The 24,454-nt window shown below is 63.9% G+C and carries 21 protein-coding genes, 2 tRNA genes and 1 pseudogene; 9 read left to right on the top strand and 15 right to left on the bottom strand.

What is annotated here, in order from left to right; translation table 11 throughout:
* Positions 1–118 (top strand): annotated as a pseudogene (locus tag EN804_RS22505) (IS630 family transposase); the annotation flags it as partial.
* Between the two features lie 80 nt (positions 119–198).
* Here the strand turns inward: EN804_RS22505 and EN804_RS22510 are convergent.
* From EN804_RS22510 to EN804_RS22545, 8 genes are all read right to left on the bottom strand, one after another.
* Positions 199–1,182: a lipid A biosynthesis lauroyl acyltransferase gene (locus EN804_RS22510; RefSeq protein WP_189524550.1), complete on the bottom strand. Its 984-nt coding sequence runs from the start codon at positions 1,180–1,182 to the stop codon at positions 199–201.
* A 13-nt stretch (positions 1,183–1,195) separates the two neighbouring features.
* Positions 1,196–2,224, bottom strand: coding sequence for a zinc-binding dehydrogenase (locus EN804_RS22515; protein ID WP_127279730.1), 1,029 nt, complete (start codon positions 2,222–2,224; stop codon positions 1,196–1,198).
* A 36-nt stretch (positions 2,225–2,260) separates the two neighbouring features.
* Positions 2,261–3,538 (bottom strand): beta-ketoacyl-ACP synthase, encoded by a 1,278-nt coding sequence (locus tag EN804_RS22520; RefSeq protein ID WP_127279729.1) that lies wholly within the window; start codon positions 3,536–3,538, stop codon positions 2,261–2,263.
* A 50-nt stretch (positions 3,539–3,588) separates the two neighbouring features.
* Positions 3,589–4,779: a beta-ketoacyl-ACP synthase gene (locus EN804_RS22525; RefSeq protein WP_135921416.1), complete on the bottom strand. Its 1,191-nt coding sequence runs from the start codon at positions 4,777–4,779 to the stop codon at positions 3,589–3,591.
* Positions 4,780–4,834: 55 nt separating this feature from the next.
* Entirely contained in the window at positions 4,835–5,128 is a 294-nt protein-coding gene (locus EN804_RS22530; protein WP_027029416.1) for an acyl carrier protein, read from the bottom strand.
* 230 nt (positions 5,129–5,358) lie between these two features.
* Positions 5,359–6,501, bottom strand: coding sequence for a slipin family protein (locus tag EN804_RS22535; RefSeq protein ID WP_189524551.1), 1,143 nt, complete (start codon positions 6,499–6,501; stop codon positions 5,359–5,361).
* A 358-nt stretch (positions 6,502–6,859) separates the two neighbouring features.
* Positions 6,860–6,928 (bottom strand) — tRNA-Leu (locus EN804_RS22540).
* A 2-nt stretch (positions 6,929–6,930) separates the two neighbouring features.
* Positions 6,931–7,004 (bottom strand) — tRNA-OTHER (locus EN804_RS22545).
* 261 nt (positions 7,005–7,265) lie between these two features.
* Here EN804_RS22545 and EN804_RS22550 point away from each other — a divergent pair.
* Together EN804_RS22550 and EN804_RS22555 are read left to right on the top strand one after the other, a co-directional pair.
* Entirely contained in the window at positions 7,266–7,502 is a 237-nt protein-coding gene (locus tag EN804_RS22550; protein WP_245464499.1) for a hypothetical protein, read from the top strand.
* 17 nt (positions 7,503–7,519) lie between these two features.
* Entirely contained in the window at positions 7,520–7,915 is a 396-nt protein-coding gene (locus EN804_RS22555; RefSeq protein WP_135921417.1) for an SRPBCC family protein, read from the top strand.
* A gap of 67 nt (positions 7,916–7,982) precedes the next feature.
* Here EN804_RS22555 and EN804_RS22560 read toward each other — a convergent pair whose 3' ends face one another.
* Together EN804_RS22560 and EN804_RS22565 are read right to left on the bottom strand one after the other, a co-directional pair.
* The gene (locus tag EN804_RS22560; protein WP_135921418.1) at positions 7,983–8,531 is read right to left on the bottom strand and encodes a histidine phosphatase family protein; all 549 of its coding nucleotides are present in this window, start codon (positions 8,529–8,531) and stop codon (positions 7,983–7,985) included.
* Between the two features lie 100 nt (positions 8,532–8,631).
* Positions 8,632–11,652, bottom strand: a complete 3,021-nt coding sequence (locus tag EN804_RS22565) for a caspase domain-containing protein (protein WP_135921419.1) — start codon at positions 11,650–11,652, stop codon at positions 8,632–8,634.
* Positions 11,653–11,758: 106 nt separating this feature from the next.
* Here EN804_RS22565 and EN804_RS22570 point away from each other — a divergent pair, with 106 nt between their 5' ends.
* From EN804_RS22570 to EN804_RS22580, 3 genes are all read left to right on the top strand, one after another.
* Complete coding sequence (locus tag EN804_RS22570) at positions 11,759–12,709, top strand: AEC family transporter (protein WP_127280495.1); 951 nt, start codon at positions 11,759–11,761, stop codon at positions 12,707–12,709.
* A gap of 182 nt (positions 12,710–12,891) precedes the next feature.
* Positions 12,892–14,349 carry an NAD-dependent succinate-semialdehyde dehydrogenase gene (locus EN804_RS22575; RefSeq protein ID WP_135921420.1) on the top strand — a complete coding sequence of 486 codons (1,458 nt, stop codon included), beginning with the start codon at positions 12,892–12,894 and terminating at the stop codon, positions 14,347–14,349.
* An 86-nt stretch (positions 14,350–14,435) separates the two neighbouring features.
* Positions 14,436–15,458 (top strand): aldose epimerase family protein, encoded by a 1,023-nt coding sequence (locus EN804_RS22580; RefSeq protein ID WP_127872702.1) that lies wholly within the window; start codon positions 14,436–14,438, stop codon positions 15,456–15,458.
* 5 nt (positions 15,459–15,463) lie between these two features.
* Here EN804_RS22580 and EN804_RS22585 read toward each other — a convergent pair whose 3' ends face one another.
* A complete protein-coding gene (locus tag EN804_RS22585; protein ID WP_135921421.1) occupies positions 15,464–16,387 on the bottom strand; it encodes a sugar kinase in 924 nt (307 codons plus the stop codon).
* 151 nt (positions 16,388–16,538) lie between these two features.
* Here EN804_RS22585 and EN804_RS22590 point away from each other — a divergent pair, with 151 nt between their 5' ends.
* A complete protein-coding gene (locus EN804_RS22590; protein ID WP_127280325.1) occupies positions 16,539–16,988 on the top strand; it encodes a FixH family protein in 450 nt (149 codons plus the stop codon).
* Positions 16,989–16,995: 7 nt separating this feature from the next.
* Entirely contained in the window at positions 16,996–18,195 is a 1,200-nt protein-coding gene (locus EN804_RS22595) for a cytochrome c peroxidase (protein WP_135915733.1), read from the top strand.
* 58 nt (positions 18,196–18,253) lie between these two features.
* Here the strand turns inward: EN804_RS22595 and EN804_RS22600 are convergent, their stop codons facing one another.
* A complete protein-coding gene (locus EN804_RS22600; RefSeq protein WP_127872699.1) occupies positions 18,254–18,706 on the bottom strand; it encodes an Lrp/AsnC ligand binding domain-containing protein in 453 nt (150 codons plus the stop codon).
* A gap of 162 nt (positions 18,707–18,868) precedes the next feature.
* On the opposite strand from EN804_RS22600, the gene putA reads away from it, so the two are divergent.
* Positions 18,869–22,477, top strand: coding sequence for a bifunctional proline dehydrogenase/L-glutamate gamma-semialdehyde dehydrogenase PutA (putA, locus tag EN804_RS22605; protein ID WP_135921422.1), 3,609 nt, complete (start codon positions 18,869–18,871; stop codon positions 22,475–22,477).
* Positions 22,478–22,489: 12 nt separating this feature from the next.
* Here the strand turns inward: putA and EN804_RS22610 are convergent, their stop codons facing one another.
* From EN804_RS22610 to EN804_RS22620, 3 genes are all read right to left on the bottom strand, one after another.
* Positions 22,490–22,804 carry an antibiotic biosynthesis monooxygenase gene (locus tag EN804_RS22610; protein WP_127281004.1) on the bottom strand — a complete coding sequence of 105 codons (315 nt, stop codon included), beginning with the start codon at positions 22,802–22,804 and terminating at the stop codon, positions 22,490–22,492.
* A 59-nt stretch (positions 22,805–22,863) separates the two neighbouring features.
* Positions 22,864–23,913: an energy transducer TonB gene (locus EN804_RS22615; RefSeq protein ID WP_246693466.1), complete on the bottom strand. Its 1,050-nt coding sequence runs from the start codon at positions 23,911–23,913 to the stop codon at positions 22,864–22,866.
* Between the two features lie 98 nt (positions 23,914–24,011).
* Positions 24,012–24,449, bottom strand: coding sequence for a hypothetical protein (locus EN804_RS22620; RefSeq protein ID WP_127278773.1), 438 nt, complete (start codon positions 24,447–24,449; stop codon positions 24,012–24,014).
* Between the last annotated feature and the right edge of the window lie 5 nt (positions 24,450–24,454).

Genomic DNA, 24,454 nt, shown 5'->3' on the forward strand with positions numbered 1-24,454 from the left:
CCAGAAGCGAACCATCGAGGAAACTTGGCGTCACATCGGCCACCTCGTCGAAACCATCGAGGCAGCCGAATGCAAGAACTACTTCGAAAACGCCGGATACGCTTCCGTCAAAACATGAAACGCTCTAGGCGGTTGGCGATTCGCTGATATTGGCTTTGTCTGTCGGCGGAGGAACTCACGTTCCCGCCGGCGGCTCGCTCAGCCGTTTGCGACGGGAGCCACCTTGGTGCGCTTTTTTCGCCGCCAGTTGCTGATCTCCCACCTTTTGTGGAACCACATCCACTGGCCGGGGTCCTCGCGGACCCAGCGCTCGACGACGTCGTTCAGCATCTGGGTGGTGGCGTGGACGTCGACGCTGCCGTCGGCGGTGCGCGGCAAGACCAGCTTGTCCTCGATCTCGAGCCGGAAGCGGTTGCCCGGCAACCTGACGCAGCGCGCCGGGTAGACATCGCAGTCATAGTGACGGGCAAGGGTGCCGAGCACGCGGTTGCTCTGGCAGGGACGGCCGAAGAAGGTCGTGTCCAGGCCGTTGGAGAATTTCTGGTCGACGAGAACGCCGATATTGCCGCCATTCTCCAACACCCCGGCCAGCGCGAACGAGGCTCCGGCCATCGACGGCAGCAAGCCGCCCATGGTCGAGCGCCTTGTCGAAAGGATGTAGTCGGCGAGGTAGGGGTTGTTGGGCGGGCGAAACAGCGCCGTGATGTTCATGCCGAAGGTCGCGGCCGCCACCGGCAGCAGCTCGAAATTGCCGAGATGGCCGGTGAAGACGATGTGCGGCTGCTTCTCGGCCGCGATCTCGACGAAATGCTCCGTTCCCTTGACCTCGACGCGGCCGGGCTTGCCGGCGGCGGGATCATAGTCGAACAGGGCGTCGAGGAAGATGTATTCGGCGGCAAGGCGGGCCATGTTGCCCCACATGTCGGAGGCGATGGCCTGGATTTCGCCATCACTCTTTTCCGGATAGGCCTTGCGCAGATTGTCGAGGGCGACCTGGTGGCGTCCGACCCTCGGACCGATGAGGCGAGCGACGCGGTCGGCAAAATTCAGCGCGCTGTCCACCGGCAGCAGGCGCAGCAGCGACATCATGATCATCGCGGCCCGCGCGACAAGCCAGTAATTCACCTGGCGCAGTTGCCTGCCATAGCGAAATTTCAGATCCCGGCGAAGCTTCTTGAGCACGGAAATCGAGGCTCTAGGCGACGCGCAGGATGATCTTGCCGAAGACGTCGCGGCCTTCCATGCGCTTCAGCGCGGCATCGATATCGTCGAAGCCGACCTCGGTGTCGATGACCGGCGCGACCTGTCCCGCCGCCATCTTCTGCATGGCGTTGGCCATGTTCTCCATGCGGCAACCGAAGGATCCGAGCAGTTTCAACTGCTGCTGGAAAAGCTGCATCAGGTTGATCTGCGTCGACACGCCCGAGGTCGAGCCGCAGGTCACCAGGCGGCCGCCGCGTTTCAGGCACAGCATCGAGCCGGCAAAGGTGTCGGCGCCGACATGTTCGAACACGACATCGACGCCTTTCTTCCTGGTCAGCTTGCGCACGACGCCCTCGAAGCGGTCGTCGCGGTAGTTGATGACATGGTCGGCGCCGAGCGCCTTGGCCCTGTCGATCTTGTCATTCGAACCGACCGTGGTGATGATCGTGCAGCCCATCCGCTTGGCCAACTGGATCGCCGCCGAGCCGATGCCGGATCCGCCGGCATGGACAAGGATCGTCTCGCCGGGCTGCAGCCTGGCGTTGTCGAACAGCATGTGCTCGACCGTACCAAAGGTGACGGGCGCTACCGCCGCGCCAATGTCGGTCACGCCGGGCGGGGCGGGGACCAGCAGGCGCGCCGGCAGGTTGATCTTCTCCTGCGCGAAGCCGTCGAGATGGAAGCCGTGAACGCCCGAAACATGCTCGCAAAGATTGTCGCGGCCTTCGCGGCAGGCCCGGCACAGGCCGCAGGTGCGTGCGCCGTAGATCGATACCAATTGCCCGGGCAGCAGGCTGGAAACGCCGGGGCCGACCGCCTCGACCTCGCCGGAAGCCTCGGCGCCGACGACCAGCGGCAGCTTGCGCTTGGCGAAGGCCATGCCGCGCCAGCCCCAGACGTCGATGTGGTTCAGCGCCACTGCCCTGATGCGCAGCGTCACTTCGCCGAGCGCGGGTGGCGGTGGTGGCGGCAGGTCCACCGTTTCAAGGCGGCGGTCCTCGATAAGTTGCAGTGCGCGCATGGAGCCTGTCGGTTCTGTTAAGCGGAAAGGGCTCGCTTAGACCGGTTCCCGCGCCATGACAAGGCAAGTGTTCTGGCCGCCGAAGCCGAAGGAGTTCGACAGAACGGTGCGAACCTGCGCATCGCGCTTCTTGTTCGGCACGACGTCGAGCGCGATCGCAGGGTCGGGATTGTCATAGTTGATGGTCGGCGGGATGACGCTTTCGCGCATCGTCATCAGCGAAAACGCCGCTTCGACCGCGCCCGCAGCCGACAGCGTGTGACCGATCATCGACTTGTTCGACGAGACCGGCATCGAGCCAATCCGCTCTCCGAACACGGTCGACAGCGCCAGATGCTCCATCTTGTCGTTCTCGGGGGTCGACGTGCCGTGAGCGTTGACATAGTCGATCTCGTCTTCACTCAGGCCCGCATCGGCGAGGGCGGCGCGAACCGCGGCAATGGCCGGCGAAGCGTCCGGCTTCGAGCGGGTGCGGTGAAAGTCGTCGGCCTTCTCGCCGCAACCGCCCAGGACTCCGAGAATAGTCGCGCCGCGAGCCAATGCCGCTTCAAGCGATTCCAACACCAGCGCCCCGGATCCCTCGGCCAACACGAAGCCGTCGCGATCCCTGGAGAAGGGCTTCGATGCCTTTTCGGGAATGTCGTTGTGCGTGGAGAGCGCCGAGAGCAATGAGAAACGGATCAAAGCCTCGGCGGTGGCAGAACCGTCAGCGCCGATCGATAGCGCACGGTCGCATTCGCCGCGCCGGATCGCCTCGACACCGAGCTGGATCGCGGTCGCTCCCGAAGCGCAAGCCGTCGACAGGGTGATCGGCAGACCGCGTGTGCCAAGGCGGTCGGCAAGGCGGTCGGCGATCGAGCCGAACTGGGTGGTCTCGAAAATATCCAGCTCTTTCAAGCTACGCGCCACCCGAAGCAGTCTTTCGGCGGCGGTGTCGTCCTTGTCCTTGTCGGAATTGTAGAGCGAGAAGCGCTCGGCCCAGTCGAGTTCGACCGGCGGCGATGCGAGGAAGAGCGGTCCGCCGAAATCGCTGGAATTAAGACCGGCTTCAGTCACCGCTTCGAGGCCGGCAAGCTCGGCTAGCTCATAGGTGAGCGGGCTGGCACCTTTCGAACTCGACGGCAGGAAATCGACCATGCCGGAGATGCGGGTGTTCAGTTGATCGATGGGAAAGCGGGTGATCGGGTGAATACCCGACTTGCCTGATGTCAACGCCGCCCAATTGTCTGATTTGCCGACACCAAGCGAGGTGACCACGCCGATGCCGGTGACGGCGACAATTGGCCTGCCCATGTGATCGTTCAGATTGGCCATCTGGAGCCCTCGAGCGTTTATCGTTGCAGCATGGATCGCGCAGCGCCGCGTTACGCGGCGTTGACCAGCGCCATGCCCTCGAATTGGTGATAGCCGATCGCCGTTGCAAGGACGGTCGCGGGAACGCCTTCGAACGGCTTCTCGGCTGCGGCATCGAAAACAGGGTAGGCGGCCTTGCGGTCGACGGCGAGTGCCGCCAGCGCCACGGCGAACGGAAACTGCGCTTCCTTCATATGCCCGGTCAGCGTCGAGAAGCCGCGCGTGGCAATCGCAGGATTGGCATCGAGCGCCGTTTTCTCGGCGGTGGTTGCGGCATGCGCGCCCGAGGCACCCGACAGGGCAAGCAGCTTGCCGTCCGGCAGCGCAGCCTGGCTGAGTAGTGCTGCGATCTCGGCGCCGAGCTCACCGCGTGAGCGCCTGGCGCGGCCGGAAACCACCGGTCCGAGCTCCGCATAGATCTTGCGCCCGCGGCTCACGGCGTGTTCGCGCTGCTCCAGCACCAGGAAGGCACCGCCGGATCCAGTGACGATGCCGCCGCCCTCGGCACCCTGTCTTTGCCACACAGGTTTCCAGGGGCCGCGATGCAAATAGCCGGCAAGCTCGTAACCTAGCAGCATGTCGGAATGTTCGGTCTGGAAGGCGCCGCCGACCAGGATGTGCGTCGACTGGCCGGAGCGGATTCGCGCGGCGGCCGTTTCGACGGCGGCGACGCCGGCGCCTTCCTCGCCCATGAAGGTGCGCGACGAGCCGGTCACCTTGTGGACAATGGAGATGTTGCCGGCGAGCAGGTTGGAGAGCTGGGCCAGAAACAAGGTCGGCCGCAACTCGGTGGTCAGCTTCTCGTTGAGAAGCACGTCGCGGTCGTTGCGGCTTTCCGAAGCGGCGAGGATGGCGGCATCGACCGCCTCGTCGCGCTCGCCGCCGCCGGCAGCCACAACCATGTCCATGGTCGTGCAGAGCTCGTCATTGCCCTTGATGCCGGCATCGTCCAACGCCAGGCCTGCGGCATAGGTGCCGAGCCGCTGCCATGTTTCCATCTGCCGCTGATCGCCGCGCTTGGCGATCTGCAGGTTCCAGTCGATCTCCGGCAGCGGATGGACGGTATAGGGCGCGAACCGCGCGGCTTCGAGCACCGGCTGCAAGCCCGGCTGCGCGAGCTTCTGCCAGTGTGCGTCAGGGCCTTCTCCCAAGGAGGAGACAATGCCGATACCAGTGATGACGACGTCGTAGGGGCTGCTCATGAGCGGCTTTGTGGGTCAGGCGGCGCGGCCCGTCAAGGCCACGCGCCGGCCGATGTCAGGCAGTCTTGGCGGCAACCAGCGCGTCGATCTTGGCGCACAGGTTCTTCATGACGAAGTAGTCATCGGTCGAGGCCTTGCCGTCATTGACTTCCTGGGTCCACTTTTCCAGCGGCACCTTGATGCCGAATTCCTTGTCGATGGCGAAGACGATATCGAGGAAGTCGAGGCTGTCGATGCCGAGATCGTCGATCGTGTGGCTCTCGGGCGTGATGGTGTCGATATCGATCTCGCTGGTGTCGGCAATGATCTTGGCGACTTTGTCGAACGTGGTGGAGTTCGTGGTGGACAAGGGCTTTTCCTTCTTTGCGGGCGGAATCTGTCCGCAGCTTGTTTGGGCGCTGTCTAATCGGTTTTTCCCGGCAGGAAAAGGCCTGATAAGCCGGGCGCAGATGGGGAGGGCGCGTTGAAAAGGCAAGACGGGCCGCCGGTCAACCCGGCGGCCCTTCCCATTGACGTAAGGTCAATGCTTGGTTCGATGCATGTCGTCATCCCAAAACCGGAACCACTTGGGGACATGCATCAGCTCTCGCGAAGCTTGACCAGGTCGTTCAACAGCCCGCCCGTCCCGTTGTGGACGGTCAGCCGCTCGACCTTGCCGGCGATGGCTTCCAGGGCCTCGAGCTCCTTCAGCCGCAGCATCACTGGGTTCTCTGCCATCACCTTGGCCGTGTTGAGCAGGGAACGCGTGGCGTTCGTCTCCTCACGGCGGCGGATGACGTTGGCCTCGGCCTGCTTTTCGGCCGAAACCACCTGGTTGAGGATTTCGCGCATCTCGCCCGGCAGGATGACATCCTTGAGCGCGATATCGCTGACCTCGACCCCGATCTCGGCCATGTCGGCCCGGACCTTGGCCGCGGCTTCCTCATCGACCGTCACCTTCTTTTCAAGGATCTGGTCAAGCGTCAGTGCGCCCAGCGTCTTGCGGAAGGCGTACTGCAGGGCTCGGTAGAGGGCCTCGGAGAAGTCCTTCACCGCGCTCACCGCCTTGACCGGATCGACGACCCGGTATTCGGCCGCGATGTTGACGCGGATCGTCACGCGATCCCTGGTCAGCACTTCCTGCCCGGCGACGTCGAGCGACTGGCGCTTGAGGTCGACGACCTTGATCTGCACCATCCGTCCGACGTTCCAGAAGCCGTGCACGCCGGCGGCAAGCGTCCGAATGAGGACACCGTCGACGAACAGCAGCCCGGCCTGACCATCCAGAACCGGATGGACGGACATCAATTCCGCCTTCCGAGCCTGGGCGAGCCGGTGCATGACCGCCGAATCGATGGCAAGATCGGCCGAGGTGTCGACCATCGTCACCTTCCACGGTCCGGCATCGGTCCACAGCACCAGCTTGCGGTCCGGCGCCAGCACGCTGTGCAAATTGCCGTCGCGCTCGATGACGGCGACCTCCGTGCGCCCGGTGCGGACGACGGTGAAATGACGCGCGGCCACGTCCGGGAGCTTGTCGAACAACGCCTTCTCGTACGCCGAAACGAATTCCGGGTTCCTCAGATCGTGCAGCGAGACTTCAAGGCTGCCGCGCCGGTTGGCGAGCCAGTGCTCACCCGGCAGCAGGACGGCCTTGATCTCTCCCTTGTAGAGAGTGAGGGCACGCTCATTTTCCTTTACGAGGACGCGCTCGCGCCCAAGAACCTGATCGAGAATAGTCATTGTCTTACTCCTGTCGGGCATGGCCCCATGCGAGGCGTCACGTCATGCGTCGATCTTCCCTTCGTTTCTCGTTTCACTTCCAATTCCGGCACGAATGATCCGGGGACCGGTGGCATCAATCCGTGGCGGGCCCTCGGGAGCGGATCGCGAGGCAGCGAAGCGGGCGCCGGAGGCCTTGGCCTCCTTTGCCGGCGACGCTGCGCCTTGACCATCACCGCGAGCCTGGCCGCGAGCCGATGGCATCGGACCTTTCGATCCGGCCTTGGCCCGAAGGCTTCGGCCGTCCGTCAAGTCTTCAGCATTCCAGTCCCCGGACCGTTTTTCAGATAACACCGTGGCAGGGTGCTGGCTTATCAGGCCAATGGAGAAGGATTCGAACCTTCGACAATCAGAACCTAAATCTGATGCTCTACCAAACTGAGCTATCCGTGGTGCAGACAGCAGGATTCGAACCTGCGACCTCCGGACCCAAATCCGGTGCTCTACCTCTGAGCTACATCCGCGATCCCAATCCCCAAAGCGGCGCCGTATACAGGGCGGCAAAGCCGCCTGCACGGGCGGAGACGAAAGCTCCAACCGCTGTGCTCACTTCGGTTCTCGTGACCGGGAACGCGCCTATAGCCCCTGCGACGGGTTGTCGCAAGCGACATTGTGGCGGCGGATTTGCGGCTTATTCCGGCAGTGACATTTCAGCAACTTCAGCCTGTCGGCAGTTGCTTGTACCAATGTACCGTGGTACAACATAGATTATGGATATAGAACGCGTGCAGACCGGGGTTCGTCTGGAAAAACGATTGGTGAAGGTGCTCAAGGCATTGGCCGAGCATCGCGACATGAGCCTTGGCGATCTCATTGAAGGCATCGTCCTGCACGCTTTCGAAGGGCAGACGCCGTTTTCGCCCGAGACGCTCGACACAATCAGCCAGCTGAAGCGCATCTACGGGCTGGAACTTGGCGCGGCGGACAGCCACGGTCTGGCTGAAGCGCCATCCTCTGATTGAATGGAAAGGGAAAGCGAATGACGAGCCATCTTGTACGCAGTCATAGCATCGTGCTCTCCGGTCCGGTCGACCGCGTCTTCCCGCTGTTCTCGCCGATCGGCGAGAGCTTGTGGGTAGCGGGCTGGGATCCGGAGTTTCTGCACCCGCAAAGCGGAGAAACGCGGCAAGGCATGGTCTTCCGGACTACTCACGGCGACGAGACAACGCTTTGGGCCTGTACGCATTGGGATCCACGGATCCATCAGGTTCGCTATGTGAGGGTTACGCCGGATTCGCGGTTCGGATTTGTTGACGTGGCCTGCCGCCAGGTAACCAGCGGAGACACCGAGGCATTGATTTCCTATACTTTGACGGCGTTAAGCGAGGCCGGCAGGTCGTATCTGTCCGAACTGAGGATGCGTTCACAGGCATGATCGAGACGTGGAAAGTTCGCATCGATGCATCGCTGCTCTCGGATGTATCAGCCGGGTCGGGCCACGATTAGAAAGTGACGCGGCCGAGCACGCGCAGGCCGTCGCCCTGCGGTTCGACCACCACGGCTTCGCCTTCGCGCGGCGAGATGCCGGTCAGCGCCACGATGTCTTCCAGATGGGTGACCATGATCAGATTGTCGGAGCCGGAATAAGCGCGGATTTCCTTCATGATGGCGGCGATCTGCGCTGCTTTCTGTGCATCGTCGCCCTTCAGGAGGTCGAGCGGTGCGAACAGTTCCGGCTCGGCCTCGAAGGCGGTGCGCGCCGTGTCGAGGCAGCGACAGTAGCGGCTGGACAGAATGCGCTCGATGGGAGCCGCGCGGGCGGCAAACAGGGCGCCGATCTTGCTTGCCTGCTGCTTGCCGCGCGCCGACAGATTGACCTGGGTGGCGCAATTGCCGATGTCGAAATTGGCCGGGTCGGTGGTGCCGGTGACCATGGCGTGGCGCAGCAGCACGACATGGCCGCCATCGCTCAGCAGCGCCCAGCCGGCGTCGGTCGCGTGCGCGGCGGCGGGGACGACAAGCAGGAACAACGCCAAGGCTAACCGGATCATCGCCACCCTTCCATGAGTCCGTATCGGGCTCCAACCATTCGCATATAGGGATTGGAAAGCGGGCACAAAGACAAGCCGGGCGCCGGTCGCGTCTCAAGCCTCACTTTTTGGCGAGCTGCTGCTTCACCAGATCGATCTTCTGGTCGGTCAGCGGGATCGGGATCGTGTAGCCGGCTTCGGTAAAGCCCTGTTTGGCGTTCTCGAAGAACGCGATCGCCTTGAGATATTCCGGCTTGCCGCCGCCATAGCTGGCGCGGTTCCAATGGATGTCGCCAAGGTTGTTCTGTTCGAAGGCCCACTGCATGGGCTGACTTTCCCTGGTGAACACTTTCAGCGTCGCCGTGAAGGCCGCCTCGGCCTCGTCGAGATATTTGCCGGTCCGTTCGATGTTGCCGAGATTGAGCAGGCTCATGCCTATGCCGTTCTGCGCGTTCGCCCAGTCGACCGGCGCGGTCTCGATGGTCAGCACTTCGAGCGCCGCACGGCGCGCGGCGATCGAATCCCGCAAGGTTGCGGGGCCGGCATTGCTCATGCTCAACCAGTGCAGCGTCGAGCCGAGGCCGGCCTGGGTCAGCGCCCATTGCCGTGGGTTGGTCTCGCGCTTGTATTCGCGCAAGGCGTTGCGGTAGGCGTCGACCGCCTCGCCATAGTGTTCGGGCTTGTCCGTCACGCCGCCGAGAAGCTGCAGCGTGTTGCCGAGATTGTAGTAGCTCATCGCCCAATCAAGCGGGAATTTCCGCCTGACATAGACCTGGCGGGCCGCCTGGAATGCCGCAACCGACTGCTCCAGCCTGGCTGCGTCGCGGGTGCGTTGGCCAATCGTCTGGTAGATCGAGCCGAGATTGTTCTGCGCCGACGCCCAGTCCATCGGGAAGCGCTGTCGGGTAAACACCGTCAGCGCATCGTCATAGGCTGCCGCCGCCTCTTCGAGCGTGCCGGTGCCCATGTCGAAACGGGCGACACCACTCAGCGCATTGCCGAGGTTGAGCCGGCTGGTGGCCCAGGAGACCGGGAATGTGTCGCGGGTTCGCACTTCGAGCGCGGCGCGAAAGGCGTCGGCGGCCCCGTTGATCCTGGCCTTGTCGTTGAGCTGGATGCCGAGGGTCACAAGCGTGTTGCCGAGATTGTTCTGGACCATCGCCCATTCGACCGGCGTTTTCTGGCGCGTATATTCCTCGAGCGCCAGCCGGTAGGCCGCTTCCGCCTGGGCCAGATGCTCGCCGCCGGGTTCGCGTTCCGAGAGCGCATAGAGCGCGAGGCCAAGATTGTTCTGCGAGGACGCCCAGTCGAGCGGAACCTTGTCGCGCGGGCGCTTGTCCAGCGTGGCGCGCATCGCCGCCACCGCCTCGTTCAAGCGTTTCGGGTCGCTTTCGCGTTCGCCGATCTTCAGCAGCACATTGCCGAGATTGTTCTGGGCGGCGGCCCAGTTGAGATCGTCCTTCACATGTTCGAACACGGCAAGCGAATCGCGAAAGATCTGCGCGGCCTCTTCGAGATGCGCGGTCTCGGTCTCGCGCTCGCCGATGTTCTGCAGCACCACCGCCATGTTGTTGCGGGTGATGGCCCAGTCGCGATTCTGTTCGCCATTGGGAATGAAGTTCAAGATGGCGCGATAAGCTTCGATCGCGTGCCGCAGCGCATCCAGGTCGCCGGTGGCGTAGCCATAGGAATTAAGTGCCTCCGCCTCCTGGTTCTTGTAGTTCCAGCGCAGCTTGTCGTCCCATTTCTCGGCCAGCGAGAACGCCTTGGCATAGTCGTTGGCGGCCGACTTGTAGTCGAAGACCAGCGCCGAGGCGTCGGCCCGTTTGGCGTAGATCGCGGCATCGGCGATGCGCTTCTGCTTGATCAATTCCTCAGCCTTGTCGACCGTGTCGTTGGTCGCTTCGACCCGCCCCACGGCATCATCGAGGAATTTTCGCGCCGTGGCGATCGCGCCCTGGCCGATGGCCTTGTCGGCGGAAGCGACCAGGCGTTTGATCTCCGGATCGTCGGTGCGCAACGCTGCGCGCTCGGACATCATCTTCCTCAGACGCTCAGCCTGGGCGTCGAGCACTTTCCGCAGGTCGGCCGGATCTTCCGGGATTTTCTCCGTGCCGAGCGCCCTCAGCACGCCGTAAAGCGCGTCGAGCGGGACGCCTTCCTGTAGCGACGCCAGCTCCACCTGTGCCCGCTTGGGGTCGGGCAGGTCGGAAATGGTCAGCAGCAACTGCCGCCGCTCGCCGGTGATCAGCCCGTCGTCGCCGGTCGGCTCCGGCGGTGCAACACCGAAATAGAGCAGCCGGCGCAGGCTTTCGTTGACCCAGGGGCGCTGCTTCGCCTTGGTGTCGAGATAGACCTCTTCCGTTACCATGCGCATGACCGAGCCGAACTCGGTGCCTTTCATCGCCGCGAGGTGGCGCAGCAGGGCCGCCGCATAAGGGCTGTTTTCGCCAGCGGCGCCATCGAGCGCCGGACGGCCGGGTTCCGCGGCGAAGCCGATCACCGTGCCGAGGCTCGCGTCGGCCGCCGGCGCGTTGCCGAGGGCCTTTGCGCCGCGCACCGGCTCCAGTCCCCCGGCGCCGATAGGCTCGGCGGAGGCGGTGGGTGCGCGCCGCACCACGGCGTCCGATGGAAACGGATTGGTGCGGCAGGCGTCGAGCAGCATGATCGTCACCGGCACGGTCTTCTTCAGTTCGTCCATGACGGCGGAAATCGGCACCAGTTCCTGATCGGCATCCTTGAGTGACGAGACGTCGGCGTCGACCGGAACCAGATAATTCTCGCCACCGGCCTCGATGCCGTGACCGGAATAATAGATGAGGGCGACGTCGGCACCCTCGGCATCTTCCGTGAAACGCTCGAGGTCGCGCTTGAGCTTGGCGGCATCGCGATCGCTGACGTTGCGGGCGTCGAAGCCGAGGTCGGTCAGCATCTTGGCCATGTCGCGGGCGTCGTTGGCTGGATTGGGGAGGGCGGCGATGTGCTCGTATTGCGACTGGCCGATGATCAGCGCCACGCCCTTGAGGTCTTTTGCCTCGGCAGCCTGAAGCATCGACGCGGCAACGGAGACAAGCATGACGACAAACAACGTCACCCGCGCACGCCGGAAAAGACGCAGTTTCGAGGTGTCGACAAATGTCATTTGTCGTTCCGCCCTGATGATCCAAACCCTCTATAACCCTGCCAGCCAACGATGATCAAATTCGGGCGCGATTGCGCCGCGGCCGTGGCTCGCCTATCCCTGAAAAATGTCTCCACTCACCGAAACCGTCCTGTTCGTCTTCAGTCTTGTCGCGCTCGGCTATCTCGCTGGGTTCACAGGCTATTTGAGACCGGCGAGCGGCGAGGGGATATCCGACTTCGCGGTCTCGGTGGCCATGCCGCTGCTCCTGTTCCAGACCATGGTCAACGCTGATTTCCATGGCGTCGCGCCATGGCCGCTATGGGGCGCCTATTTCACCGCCGCGGCGATCACCTGGGCGGCGGGCCATCTCGTCACCACGCGGATATTCGGACGCGACGCGCGCGCCGGGGTCGTCGGCGGCGTATCGTCCGCCTACTCCAATGTCGTGCTGCTCGGTGCTCCCTTCATCCTTGGCATATTCGGTCCGAGCGGCTTCGAAGTTCTGTCGCTGCTGGTCTCGGTGCATCTGCCGATCATGATGATGGCCTCGATCGTGCTGTTCGAGATGTTCGGCCGAGGCAGCGGCGAACATGTGCATCCGCTACGGGTCCTGCGCAGCTTCCTGAGACGGCTGTTCATCAATCCGCTGATCATCGGCATTCTGCTGGGGCTGGCATGGCGCATCAGCGGCGTGCCGCTGCCGGCCCTCGTCATGCGACTGGTCGATGCGCTGGCCAACACGGCCGGGCCGGTGGCGCTGTTTGCCATGGGGCTCAGCCTGCGCCGCTTCGGCATATCAGGCAATGTCCGGCCAGCGCTGGTACTTTCGGTGCTGAAGCTGTTCCTGATGCCGGCGCTGGTTCTTGCCTTCGTCTGGCTGCTCGGCCTGCCGCCGTTGACGGCCAAGGTGGCGGTCGTGGTGGCGGCGCTGCCGTCGGGCATCAATTCCTATCTCATCGCCGTCCAGTTCAACACCGGCCAGGCGCTAGCATCGAACCAGATGACCATCGCCACTGCTTGCGCGGTCATCACTACTGCTTTCTGGCTGACGGTTGTCCTGCATGTTTTCGGGTGAGGTTGGCGACAGCTGCGCCAACCCGCTCTCGTCTTGCGCTGGTCCAACCCCTATATGCCATCTTGCGATTGCTTGCGGGGCTTTCCCTAGGTTAAGAGCAATGGCTCCAGCGTGCGGCCCTGCCTGCGCTTTACCGAAGACATCCAGATAGCGGCCCGTGAGCGCCGAACGGAGGCTAGACCATGCTTCAGAAAACCAGCCATTTCATGCGCCAGGCCAATCTCATCAACGGCGAATGGGTCCAGGCCGACAGCGGCCAGACGGTCGATGTGAACAATCCAGCTACCGGCCTCAAGATCGGCACCGTGCCGAAGTCGGGCAAGGCCGAGACACGCCGTGCCATCGAGGCTGCCGACGCCGCCTTCAAGTCATGGCGCAAGACCACCGCGCTCGAGCGCTCCAAGCTGCTGCGCAAGCTGCATGACGCGATGATGGACAATCAGGAAGTGCTGGCCGAACTGCTCACCATTGAGCAGGGCAAGTCGCTGTTCGAATCCAAGGGCGAGATCGGTTCGGCCGCCGCCTATATCCTGTGGTTCGCCGAAGAAGGCCGGCGCACCTATGGCGACGTCGTACCCTCGCCATGGGCGGACCGCCGCATCCTGGTGACCAAGGAACCGGTCGGCGTCATTGCCGCCATCACGCCGTGGAATTTCCCGTCCTCGATGCTGGCCCGCAAACTTGGTCCCGCACTTGCCGCCGGCTGCACCGCCGTCGTCAAGCCGGCCTCGCAGACGCCGTATTCCGGCCTTGCCTGGGGTGCGCTGGCCGAGGAAGTCGGCTTCCCCAAGGGCGTCGTCAACATCCTGACCGGTTCGGCGAGCGAGATCGGCGACGAGATCTGCGCCAATCCGCTGGTGTCGAAAATCACCTTCACCGGCTCGACGGAGGTCGGCAAGCTTCTCATCCAGAAGTCGTCGGTTACGGTCAAGAAGGTGTCGATGGAACTCGGCGGCAACGCGCCGTTCATCGTCTTCGACGACGCCGATATCGAGCGTGCCGTTGCCGGCGCGATCACCGCCAAATATCGCAATTCAGGCCAGACCTGCGTCTGCACCAACCGCTTCCTCGTCCAGGCTGGTGTGTACGACAAGTTCGTCGAAAAGCTCGCCGCGGCCAGCAACGGACTGAAGGTCGGTTCCGGCCTCGAAGAGGGCGTCCAGCAGGGGCCGCTGATCGACGAGAAGGCGGTCGAGAAGGTCGAGGAACTGATCGCCGATGCCACCTCAAAGGGCGGCAAGGTCGTCGCCGGCGGTCATCGCCATGCACTGGGCGGTTCGTTCTTCCAGCCGACGGTCATCGCCAATGCGACGCCGAAAATGCGCTTCATGAAGGAAGAGATCTTTGGCCCGGTCGCACCGGTGTTCAAGTTCGAAACCGAGGAAGAAGCCATCGCGCTCGCCAACGACACCGAATTCGGCCTTGCCTGCTATTTCTACACCGGCGATCTCGGCCGCACCTTCCGGGTCATGGAAGGCCTGAAATACGGCATGGTCGGCGTCAATGAAGGGCTGATCACCACACCTGAAGCACCGTTTGGCGGCGTCAAGGAATCGGGCCTCGGCAAAGAAGGCGGACATCAGGGCATCGAGGATTACCTCGATACCAAATATGTGTGCATCGGCGGCCTCGGGCTCTGATAGGCTAGTGCGTGGGGCAGGCTGGTAAACCTGCCCCAGGCTGAACAACCAGCCGAAGTCCTTTGGATCCACTGGCATTTGCGGGCATGACGATGAAGGACGGCGAGGTTTTCGGCACGACACAGGCAGGCGAACCGATCCGCCGCTTTACGATCAGGGGCGGCGGCCTCACCGCCAACATCATCGGGCTTGGCGCCATCGTCCAGGACCTGCGCCTGACTGGGCACGACGCGCCGCTGGTCCTCGGCTACAACAATCTGGAGGCCTATGAGACCGACACTGGCTTCTTCGGGGCCGTGGTCGGGCGCTACGCCAACCGCATCGGCGAAGGCCGCTTCACAATTGGCGGCAACCGCTACCAGACCGAGCGCAACTTCCTCGACAAGCATACGCTGCATGGCGGCTCGCAAGGCTACTCCCACCGACCATGGACGGTTTCGCTGCACGGCAGGGATTTCGTCACTCTGACGCTGCATGATCCCGACGGTGCGATGGGCTTTCCCGGCGCGCTCGACGTTACTTGCACCTACCGGCTGAAAATTCCCGGCACGCTGAGCGTCGAACTGACGGCGACCTGCGAGGAGCCGACGCCGTGCAATCTCACCCAGCATTCCTATTTCAACCTCGATGATGGCGGCACTGGCGACATTCTCGACCACAGGATGATGCTGAACGCCGGTGCCTATCTGCCTGTCGACGGCGACATGATCCCGACCGGCGTGGTGAAGCCGGTCGACGGCACGCCTTTCGATTTTCGCCAGGCGCGGCCATTGCGCATGGAGACCGAGGGCGAACAACTGCCCTACGACCAGAATTTCTGCCTGGCCGCGGCGCGCGGGCCGCTCAAGCAGGCCGCGTGGGTGCAAGGGGCGAATTCCGGCGTCGAGATGGAAGTCTGGACAACGGAGCCCGGTGTCCAGCTCTACACCGGGCAATATGTGACGCCACGCACCGGCCTGGAAGGGCGGAATTACAAGGCCTTCAGCGGCTTCTGCCTGGAGCCGCAAATATGGCCTGACGCGCCGAACCGGCCCTATTTCCCGCAGGCGACGCTATGGCCTGGCGCGATCTATCACCACGTGACCGAATACCGGTTCCGGCAAGGTTAGCTTTTTCAGGGCTTGCCGAACGCCGCCCTCAGCGTCTCGAACGGTGCCAGCGCGCCGCGCACCTGCACGACGGCAGCGGCAACGCGATGGGCTCTGCGGGCGGCCTCCTGCGGGTTGTGGCCGGCAAGACGGGCGGCGAGATAGCCGCCATTGAAGGAATCGCCGGCGCCGGTGGTGTCGGCGGGGGCCGCGACATGGATTGCAGGCACGTCCTGCAATGATCCGTTTTCGGCAATCAGTGCCGGCTGCTCGCCATTCTTGACGACAACTTCGCCAACCCATTGCCTGAGCCGCTCGGCGGTCGCCCGCGGGGTGTCATCGCCGAACAGCATCTGCTCGTCAGGGAAGGTCGGCAGCGCGATGTCGGTGACGGCAAGCGCTTCGACGATCGCTGCCTGCGCTTGGTCGCGGCCGCGCCACAGTCGTGGCCGGTAGTTGGGATCGAAGGCGATCGTCGAGCCCGCCGCGCGCGCCTTGCCCACGGCCGCCAGCAGCGTCTTGCGCGAGGCATCGTCGAGAATTGCCAAAGTGATTCCGGAAAAGTACACAAGCGATTGATTTTGCATGCTTTTCGATAGTGCCGCCGGATCCGAAGCTAGCTGCCGCGCGGCGGCGTCGCCACGCCAGTAGGTGAAGGAGCGCTCGGCACCGGTCAGCGTGATCGCATAGAGGCCGGGGCGCGCGCCCGGTATGACCGGACTGGAGCCGATGCCGATGCCGTTTTCAGCGAAGAAAGCGATCTGGCCTTGGGAGAAGGGGTCGTCGCCGAAGGCCGAGACATAGGTTGCCGGCAGGTCAGCGCTCAGCGCATGCAACGCCCACAGCGTGTTGAACGTGTCGCCGGCAAAACCCATGCGCCAGTTCGGGCCCGTCTGGCCCGACAGTTCCAGCATGCATTCGCCAATCGAGGCGACGCCGTTTCCCACCATCTGCGATCCTCCAGTGATTTGCGTGCTGTAGCTTTTTGCCGGACGCAGCGCCATGCTTGGCAAGCAGGCTTTTTTCCGCCACAGCGTTTTCCCACAGGCTGGCGGGATGCGATCCGTCCGGCAGAACGTTATCCGCAGAAGAGGAACCGGTTTGGCATCGTTATGGCGTTATCTCCTGGCAGGTCTTGGTCTGGCTGCTTTGCTGGTCGGCGTTCTCGCGGTCGTCTATCTGACCGCGCCGCATTCGGCACAGCCTGTCGGTCCGGATGTCTCGAGGACGAAGAAAACCGACAACGGATTGTACGTAGCGAGTTTCGTGCCGGAACGCGGCGTGGTGCGGCAGGGCGAGCTGGAATCCTGGGTGCTGACGCTGAAGACAAAGACAGGGGCTTCGGTGGAGCGAGCCGCGATCGCCATCTCCGGCGGGATGCCGCAGCACAATCACGGTCTGCCGACCAGTCCGCAGGCGACCGACTATCTCGGCGAGGGCCGCTACCGCATCGAGGGGCTCAAATTCACCATGAGCGGCTGGTGGCAGCTGCGTTTCGCCATATCGTCCGGCGCGGGCTCCGACACTGTGCTGTTCAACGTGGTGCTGTGAGCGGTCGATGAGGCGCCTTTTCTGCTTTTTGGCGCTGACGGTGGCCGTGCTCCTTGGCGGTTGCGGCAAGCCGGATTTTTCCGATGCCGAGAAGAAGACGATCGCTTCGCTCGCGCTGAATACGCTGCCGGCGCTGAAGCCTGACACCACCAACCGCTTCGCCGATGTGCCGGCCGCCGCGGCGCTCGGCTCGACGCTGTTCTTCGATGTTGGGATGAGCCGTGACGGAACGGTGTCCTGCTCGACCTGCCACAAGATCGACCGCCAATTCCAGGACGACCTGCCGCAGGCGGTGGGTGTCGGCCGCACCAACCGGCGCACCATGCCGCTGGCCGGTGTGGCGCGTGACCCCTGGTTCTTCTGGGACGGACGTCGCGATAGCCTGTGGGCACAGGCGCTGACGCCGCTCGAAAACCCGTTGGAACAGGCGGGAAACCGCACCGCTTACGCGCATTACATGAAGGCGCGCTTCGGCGAACGCTATGAGCGCATCTTCGGGCCATTGCCCGATTTTTCTGGCGTTCCGTTGAATGCCAGCCCGCTTGGAAGCGATACCGAAAAAGCTGCCTGGAACGCGATGAGCGATGCGCAGCGTGACGCCATCAACAGCGTCTATGCCAATATAGGCAAGGCGCTTGCCGCCTTCGAACGCTCGATCGAGCCGGCGCCGACGCGATTCGACCGCTTTGCGCTGGACCTTGCCACAGGCGCCGAGCCGAAAGGCGATGCGGCCTTTTCGCGGGAAGAAGTCCTTGGGCTGAAACTGTTCATCGGCAAGGCCAATTGCGTGACCTGCCACAATGGCCCGCGTTTCACCGACAACGGTTTTCACAATACGGGTGTGCCGCCTGTTGCCGGCTTGCCGGCGGATCGCGGGCGCGTCGACGCGGTAGCGCAGGTCGAGGCCGACCCCTTCAACTGCTTCGGCGCTTATCGCGATGGCGAGGCCAATGCCTGCGGCGAGCTGCGCTTCATGGTCAAGGATGCGCCGGAACTGGTGCGCGCCTACAAGACGCCGTCGCTGCGCGGTGCTGCGACACGGCCGCCCTACATGCATGCCGGGCAGTTTTCATCGCTCGACGAGGTGGTGGCTCACTATGCCAAGGCTGCGCCGAGCGTCGAAGGGGTATCCGAAGTCCACCCGCTGGAGTTGTCGGACCGCGAGCGCGCCGCACTGGTGGCGTTCCTGAAGACGCTGTCGGAATAGCCCTTCTGTTTGACCATGACCTTGTCCGAAAACCAGCTTCCACTTTTCGGGATCATGGTCATCGGTCCTTCACCGTCTCCATCGCCACGAAGGTCGAGGTCTGGGCGACGTGGGGCAGGGCCGAGATGCGCTCGCCGAGTACGCGCCGGTAGGCGGCGATATCCCTGGTGCGGACCTTCAGGAGATAATCGAAGCTCGATGCCATCATGTGGCACTGCTCGATCTCCGGCACGGCCTGTACGGACCGGTTGAAGGCATCGAGCGCCGCGGAACGGGTGTCCGACAATTTCACCTGGACGAAGGCGACATGGCCTTCACCCATGCGCTCGCGGTCGATGATCGCCTGGTAGCCCCTGATGTAGCCATCCTTCTCCAGCCGCTTCACCCGCGCCTGCACCGGTGTCTTCGACAGGCCGACCTTGGCCGCCAGTTCCGACATGGAAAGCCGGCCATTGCCTGCCAGCGCCGACAGGATGTTCCTGTCGATGCGGTCCAATTGGTCTTCTATCATGGAAAATGCGGTCAATCTGTTGAATTTGTGCCGTAATGATAGATCAAATGACCTGCGGTGTCGATTTCTTTGGACCGACTGAAATCCGCACCCTGTGCTAGCTTGCGCCATTCGGTCCGGTGACCGCCGGCCCGTTCCCTTATGCTTGCTCATAGGACCGCCATGCCGCTCGACGCCATCCGCCAGCAGATCCGCGCCAATTATTTGCCCGACGAAGACGAGGCGGTAAGGCGGTTGGCCGAGGCGACCGGATTTTCGGCCGGCGACCGCAAGTCAATCTCGGCCCGCGCGGCCGACCTAGTGCGGGCGGTGCGGGGCTCCACCGATCCCCGGCTGATGGAAGTCTTTCTCTCCGCCTACGGTCTGTCCACCAAGGAAGGCGTGGCGCTGATGTGTCTGGCCGAGGCGCTGCTGCGCGTGCCCGACACCGAGACGATGGACGACCTCATCGCCGACAAGATCGCGCCGCACGACTGGTCGGCGCATTCGGGCGGTTCGAGTTCCATCTTCGTCAACGCCTCGACCTGGGCGCTGATGCTGACCGGCCGCGTGCTCGACGAAGGCGAGGGCGGCATCGAAGGCACGCTGCGTTCGATGGTGCGCAGGCTGGGCGAGCCGGTCATCCGCAAGGCGGTGGCCGCCGCCATGCGCGAGATGGGCGAACAGTTCGTGCTGGGTCGCACCATCGCCGAGGCCGTCAAGCGCGGCCGGCCGATGACGCAGAAGGGTTATCTCTATTCCTTCGACATGCTGGGCGAGGCGGCCCGCACCGAGGCGGATGCGCTGCGCTATCACAAGGCCTATGCCGACGCCATTTCCTCGCTCGATGCCGGCTCCAACGGCCCTGATATCCGCTTCAACCATGGAATCTCGGTCAAGCTCTCAGCGTTGCATCCGCGCTACGAGGTGGCGCAGAAGGAGGAAATGCTGCCTGTGATGGCCGAGCGGCTGCTGTCGCTGGCACTCGCGGCCAGGCATTCGCGCATGGGCCTCAACATCGATGCCGAGGAGGCCGATCGTCTCGACCTGTCGCTTGACGTCATCGAACGGGTGCTGGCCGAGCCGGAACTCGCCGGCTGGAACGGGTTCGGCGTCGTCGTGCAGGCCTACGGTCCGCGCGCGGCTTTCACCATCGACTGGCTCTATGCACTGGCGAAAAAGTACAATCGCAACATCATGGTGCGGCTGGTCAAGGGCGCCTATTGGGACACCGAGATCAAGCGGGCGCAGACGCTCGGCCTTTCCGGCTATCCCGTGTTCACGCGCAAGGCCAACACCGACGTTTCCTACATTGCGTGCGCGAGAAAACTGCTTGGCATGACCGACCGGATCTATCCGCAATTCGCCACCCACAATGCCCACACCGTCGCCGCCATCCTGTCGATGGCTGACAACCGCGATACCTTCGAATTCCAGCGCCTGCATGGCATGGGCGAGGCCTTGCACGAAACCGTGCGCCGGTCAGAGGGCACGCGTTGCCGCATTTACGCTCCCGTCGGCGCGCACTCGGACCTGCTTGCCTATCTGGTCCGTCGCCTGCTGGAGAACGGCGCCAATTCCTCCTTCGTGCACCAATTGACCGACGAGGACGTCGAGCCGGAGGACATCGCGCGTGATCCGCTGGAAACGGTCGAAAGCCAGGGGCCGGCCGCCAATCCGGCGATCGCCAAGCCATCCCAGATCTTTGGGATCGGGCGCCGCAACTCGAAAGGATTCGACATTACGGACACGGTGACGCTGGCTGATATCGACAAGGCCAAAGCGGCCTTTGCCGGGTCGGATCGCTGGCACGCCAAGCCGATCACGCGCGCCGCCGGCTACGGCAAGCAGCGCCCGATCGTCAATCCGGCAAAGCCTTCCGAGGTCGTCGGCACGGTTCACGAGGCCGCAGCCAAGCAGGTCGCGACCGCGGTGCGCATCGCTGTCGAGGCGCAGCCGTCCTGGGCAAAACGGCCGGTTGCCGAGCGTGCCGCGATCCTCAACCTCGCGGCCGACCTTTACGAGGCCAATGCGGTCGAGTTCTTCGCTCTCGCCACGCGCGAGGCCGGCAAATCGCTGGCCGACGGCGTCGCCGAGGTGCGCGAGGCCGTCGACTTTCTTCGCTACTACGCCGCCGAGGCGGCGAACGCCGAGGCGGGCACGCAAGCGCGCGGCGCCATTGTCTGCATCTCGCCATGGAATTTCCCGCTCGCCATCTTCACCGGCCAGATCGCGGCAGCACTCGTCACCGGCAATTCCGTGATTGCCAAGCCGGCCGAGCAGACGCCGCTGATCGCATTCCGCGCCGTCGAGATGCTGCGCGCCGCTGGCGTGCCGGAAGACGTCATCCAGCTCCTGCCCGGTGACGGCCCATCGGTGGGCGGCCCGCTGACGGCGGATCCGCGCATTGCCGGCGTCTGCTTCACCGGCTCGACCGAGGTCGCCAAGCTGATCGAAAAACAGCTGGCCGAGACCGCCGCGCCGGACGCGATGCTGATCGCCGAGACCGGTGGTCTCAACGCCATGATCGTCGATTCCACAGCGCTGCCCGAACAGGCGGTGCGCGATATCCTGGCGTCGGCCTTCCAGAGTGCCGGCCAGCGCTGCTCGGCGCTGCGCGTGCTCTATGTGCAGAAGGACGTCGAGAAGAAGATGCTGGAGATGCTGAAGGGCGCCATGGAGGCGCTCAATATTGGCGATCCCTGGCTGATCTCGACCGATGTCGGCCCGGTCATCGATGACGAGGCGCAGGCCTCGATCCGCGACTATTGCACGAAGAAGGGTCTTGAGGGCCGGCTGATCGCCAAGCTCGAGGCCCCCAAGGATGGGCGTTTCGTCGCGCCGCATGTCTTGCGGGTCAAGGGTATCGAGGACATGGAGCGCGAGGTGTTCGGGCCTGTGCTGCATGTTGCCAGTTTCGACGCCGACCAGATCGACAGCGTCATCGCCGCCATCAACCGCAAGGGCTATGGCCTAACCTTCGGCCTGCACACCCGCATCGAGGGCCGCGTCCAGCATTTCGTCGACGGCATTCATGCCGGCAACATCTATGTCAACCGCAACCAGATCGGCGCCGTGGTCGGTTCGCAACCGTTCGGCGGCGAGGGCCTCTCCGGCACCGGGCCGAAGGCCGGCGGCCCGCATTATCTCAGGCGCTTCCGCAAGGGGCCGGAAGCTGGCACGCACCTGGCCGACGGGCACAAGGTCACCGCCACCGAACTGGCCGACAATCTGCCCGATCCGTCGCTGGGCGGCTGGTCGACGCGGCCGGACCGGATCGCCATCCTGAGGAAGCACCTGCGCGGCAAGGGCGCGGCCGCGATCGGCGCCGCCGCTGCAATCGATTTCGGTCAGGTCGATTTGCCCGGCCCGACCGGCGAGGCCAACACGCTGTCGCTGTCGCCGCGCGGCCGGGTGCTGTGCCTGGGGCCGGACGCCGACACGCTGCTGGCGCAGACCGTCCAGGCGCTCGCCGCCGGCAATGCGGTGCTGGCCGTGGCGCCAGGTGCCCCGGCGGCACTGGCGGCGCTGACCGGCAAAGGCCTGCCGCTGGCGGCCATCGATGGCCGCCCCGATCCGGTCGAGGCGCGCTCGCTGCGCGTCGATGTCGTTGCTTTTTCAGGCACGCCCGAGGCGGCGCGCATCGTGCGCAAGGTCATCGCCGAGCGCAGCGGGCCGATCGTGCCGCTGGTCAGCGAGGTGCTCAATCCGGCGGCTTATGCGCATGAGCGGGCCGTCTGCGTCGACACCACGGCGGCCGGAGGCAATGCCAGCCTGTTGGCCGCCGCATAGATTAGTCGGTACTTACGCGCCTTCGACGACGGAAAAACCCTCGAATTGCGGGTGGCCGAAATAATGGACCTTTGTCGTGCCGACATTGCGGTGGGCGGCGCGAAAGTTCTCCGATTTGGTCCAGGCGACGAAGTCGGCGTGGCTCGCCCAGACCGTATGCGAGGCAAACAACGTGTAGCCTTCGGTCTCGTTGGCCGGGCCGCGCAACAGATGGAATTCGCGGAAGCCTTTCATCTCGGCAAGGCTGGAATCGCGGTTCTTCCACACGGCTTCGAAATCGGCCTCGGAGCCGGTCTGCACCTTGAAGCGGTTCATGGCGATATACATGGGGTCCCTTTCCTGCGGATGTTGATGGTTGGCGCCGCAACGTTTGTGCTGCTCACATCTTAAAACGGGCCGATCCCGACCTCGAATTCCAAACCCGGATTCGCGGCCTGTGGCGGAATTGGAGGGAAGGGAGCAGCCTTGCTCACGATGCCAAGCGCGGCCTCATCGAAAGTCTTCGATCCCGAGCTTTCCAGAATACGCAACTGATCTATGTTGCCCTTCTTGCCTATGGCGAATGCCACAACCGCATTGTTTCGCGCGGCCAGTTGCAGCGAAGGCGGGAGAGTTCGATTGACTCTGCCGAGCTTTCGAAAGACGTCGCCGCGGTAGCTGTCTTCCGCGGCGCTGCCGGCCTCTTTCTGCCTCTTGCCCATGCTGGCCGCTTGCGCCGGCCAATCCTGGCCGTCGGCCGTACCGCTCCGTTCATCCGCCGCTGCAGCTGTCGCAGGCGCGGCCGCCGGAGTCGGCCTTGCATAGGGGGTCGACGGGTGATCGGGAGCGGCGACAGGCATCTCGACGGTTTCGGCCTGGACGCTCGGCTGCGCCTGCGTTTCGTTCCTGGCGGCCACGCTCTGGTCGTCCGGGCGGGGTTTTGCCGTCACCAGTATGTCGGGTGTCACCATTGGCTGTTTGGCCGGTTCCTGCGAGGGCTCCGAAGCCTGCTTCGCGGCGTCCCGGGCGGGCTCGCGATCCTGTGTCACAGCTTCCGGCGCGGGCCGCGAAGGTTCCGTCGGCGGCGCCGGCCTGGCTGCCTTTGCCTGAGGGGGGTTGGCCGGCGGCTGGCTCGGCACCAACGTGACATTCATTGCCGTCGGGTCCTTGTCCAGCGCACTGCCGGCTACCTTGTCGCCTGTGTGATCGCCGCCTTCCGATTGCTCCGTCTCCCTAGAAACAAGCGTGCCGGCAGGTGAGACCAGAAAAGCCGCCGCTACCGCGGCATGGAGCAGGCCGGAGATGGCGATCGCCGTTGCCCACTTGCCGTTGCCGGCCGGCGGCCGTGTCTGGGCAAGCGGCTCGGCCGGCACGATGGCCAACTCGTCGCCGGCGTCGCGGAGGGGACTGATTTCCTGCATGTCGCGCGGCGGAAAATGCAGCGGCCCAGGCGTCATTGTCAAATCAAGATGGACTGGCTCAAACAGCGGAAGGCCGGCCAGGGGCCGGGCCACCATATGTCGTGCCAAGTCGAGTTCCAGTCCCACCGCCGCCCTCAGACTCCGAAAGCGATGCCGGTCCTGGTGTCCGTCTTCAGCTTGCGCATGCAGGCGGCCGGCTCGACGCCCGTGCCGGCGCATTCCGTGGCGCTGTTGATCAGCACGCGGCTGACCTTGGTGCAGTCAGTGCCGGCCAGGTCAAAGCGCGTCACCTTGGTCTTGCCGGCCGGCAGGTCCTTGAAGTCGAGCACGGTCAGCCGGTCGACGATACCGGCCTCGTTGAACAGGGCGATCTCGAACGCCGCCTTGATGAGGTCGGCGCCGAGATTGTTGCTGACCAGGAAGGTCAGGCGGCAGCCCTTGTCGGAAGGCTGCGCTGCATTGAGTTCGAGGGTCAGGACCGGCGCGGACTGCTCAGCCCACGCCGGAACCATCGCAAGCGACATCGCCAGCGCCGAGGTCAGCAGACGAAGCGATGTCGTCAAGCTCGTCATGATGG

This window comes from Mesorhizobium sp. M8A.F.Ca.ET.161.01.1.1, assembly GCF_004792105.1.
GTDB lineage: Bacteria > Pseudomonadota > Alphaproteobacteria > Rhizobiales > Rhizobiaceae > Mesorhizobium.

What these genes read in the sequence shown, in the direction of transcription:
- EN804_RS22515 (WP_127279730.1), bottom strand. Translation starts at nt 2,224, where the DNA reads ATGCGCGCACTGCAACTTATCGAGGACCGCCGCCTTGAAACGGTGGAC.
- EN804_RS22520 (WP_127279729.1), bottom strand. Translation starts at nt 3,538, where the DNA reads ATGGCCAATCTGAACGATCACATGGGCAGGCCAATTGTCGCCGTCACC.
- EN804_RS22525 (WP_135921416.1), bottom strand. Translation starts at nt 4,779, where the DNA reads ATGAGCAGCCCCTACGACGTCGTCATCACTGGTATCGGCATTGTCTCC.
- EN804_RS22535 (WP_189524551.1), bottom strand. Translation starts at nt 6,501, where the DNA reads ATGACTATTCTCGATCAGGTTCTTGGGCGCGAGCGCGTCCTCGTAAAG.
- EN804_RS22555 (WP_135921417.1), top strand. Translation starts at nt 7,520, where the DNA reads ATGACGAGCCATCTTGTACGCAGTCATAGCATCGTGCTCTCCGGTCCG.
- EN804_RS22560 (WP_135921418.1), bottom strand. Translation starts at nt 8,531, where the DNA reads ATGATCCGGTTAGCCTTGGCGTTGTTCCTGCTTGTCGTCCCCGCCGCC.
- EN804_RS22565 (WP_135921419.1), bottom strand. Translation starts at nt 11,652, where the DNA reads ATGACATTTGTCGACACCTCGAAACTGCGTCTTTTCCGGCGTGCGCGG.
- EN804_RS22570 (WP_127280495.1), top strand. Translation starts at nt 11,759, where the DNA reads ATGTCTCCACTCACCGAAACCGTCCTGTTCGTCTTCAGTCTTGTCGCG.
- EN804_RS22575 (WP_135921420.1), top strand. Translation starts at nt 12,892, where the DNA reads ATGCTTCAGAAAACCAGCCATTTCATGCGCCAGGCCAATCTCATCAAC.
- EN804_RS22580 (WP_127872702.1), top strand. Translation starts at nt 14,436, where the DNA reads ATGACGATGAAGGACGGCGAGGTTTTCGGCACGACACAGGCAGGCGAA.
- EN804_RS22585 (WP_135921421.1), bottom strand. Translation starts at nt 16,387, where the DNA reads ATGGTGGGAAACGGCGTCGCCTCGATTGGCGAATGCATGCTGGAACTG.
- EN804_RS22595 (WP_135915733.1), top strand. Translation starts at nt 16,996, where the DNA reads ATGAGGCGCCTTTTCTGCTTTTTGGCGCTGACGGTGGCCGTGCTCCTT.
- EN804_RS22600 (WP_127872699.1), bottom strand. Translation starts at nt 18,706, where the DNA reads ATGATAGAAGACCAATTGGACCGCATCGACAGGAACATCCTGTCGGCG.
- putA (WP_135921422.1), top strand. Translation starts at nt 18,869, where the DNA reads ATGCCGCTCGACGCCATCCGCCAGCAGATCCGCGCCAATTATTTGCCC.
- EN804_RS22610 (WP_127281004.1), bottom strand. Translation starts at nt 22,804, where the DNA reads ATGTATATCGCCATGAACCGCTTCAAGGTGCAGACCGGCTCCGAGGCC.
- EN804_RS22615 (WP_246693466.1), bottom strand. Translation starts at nt 23,913, where the DNA reads ATGACGCCTGGGCCGCTGCATTTTCCGCCGCGCGACATGCAGGAAATC.
- EN804_RS22620 (WP_127278773.1), bottom strand. Translation starts at nt 24,449, where the DNA reads ATGACGAGCTTGACGACATCGCTTCGTCTGCTGACCTCGGCGCTGGCG.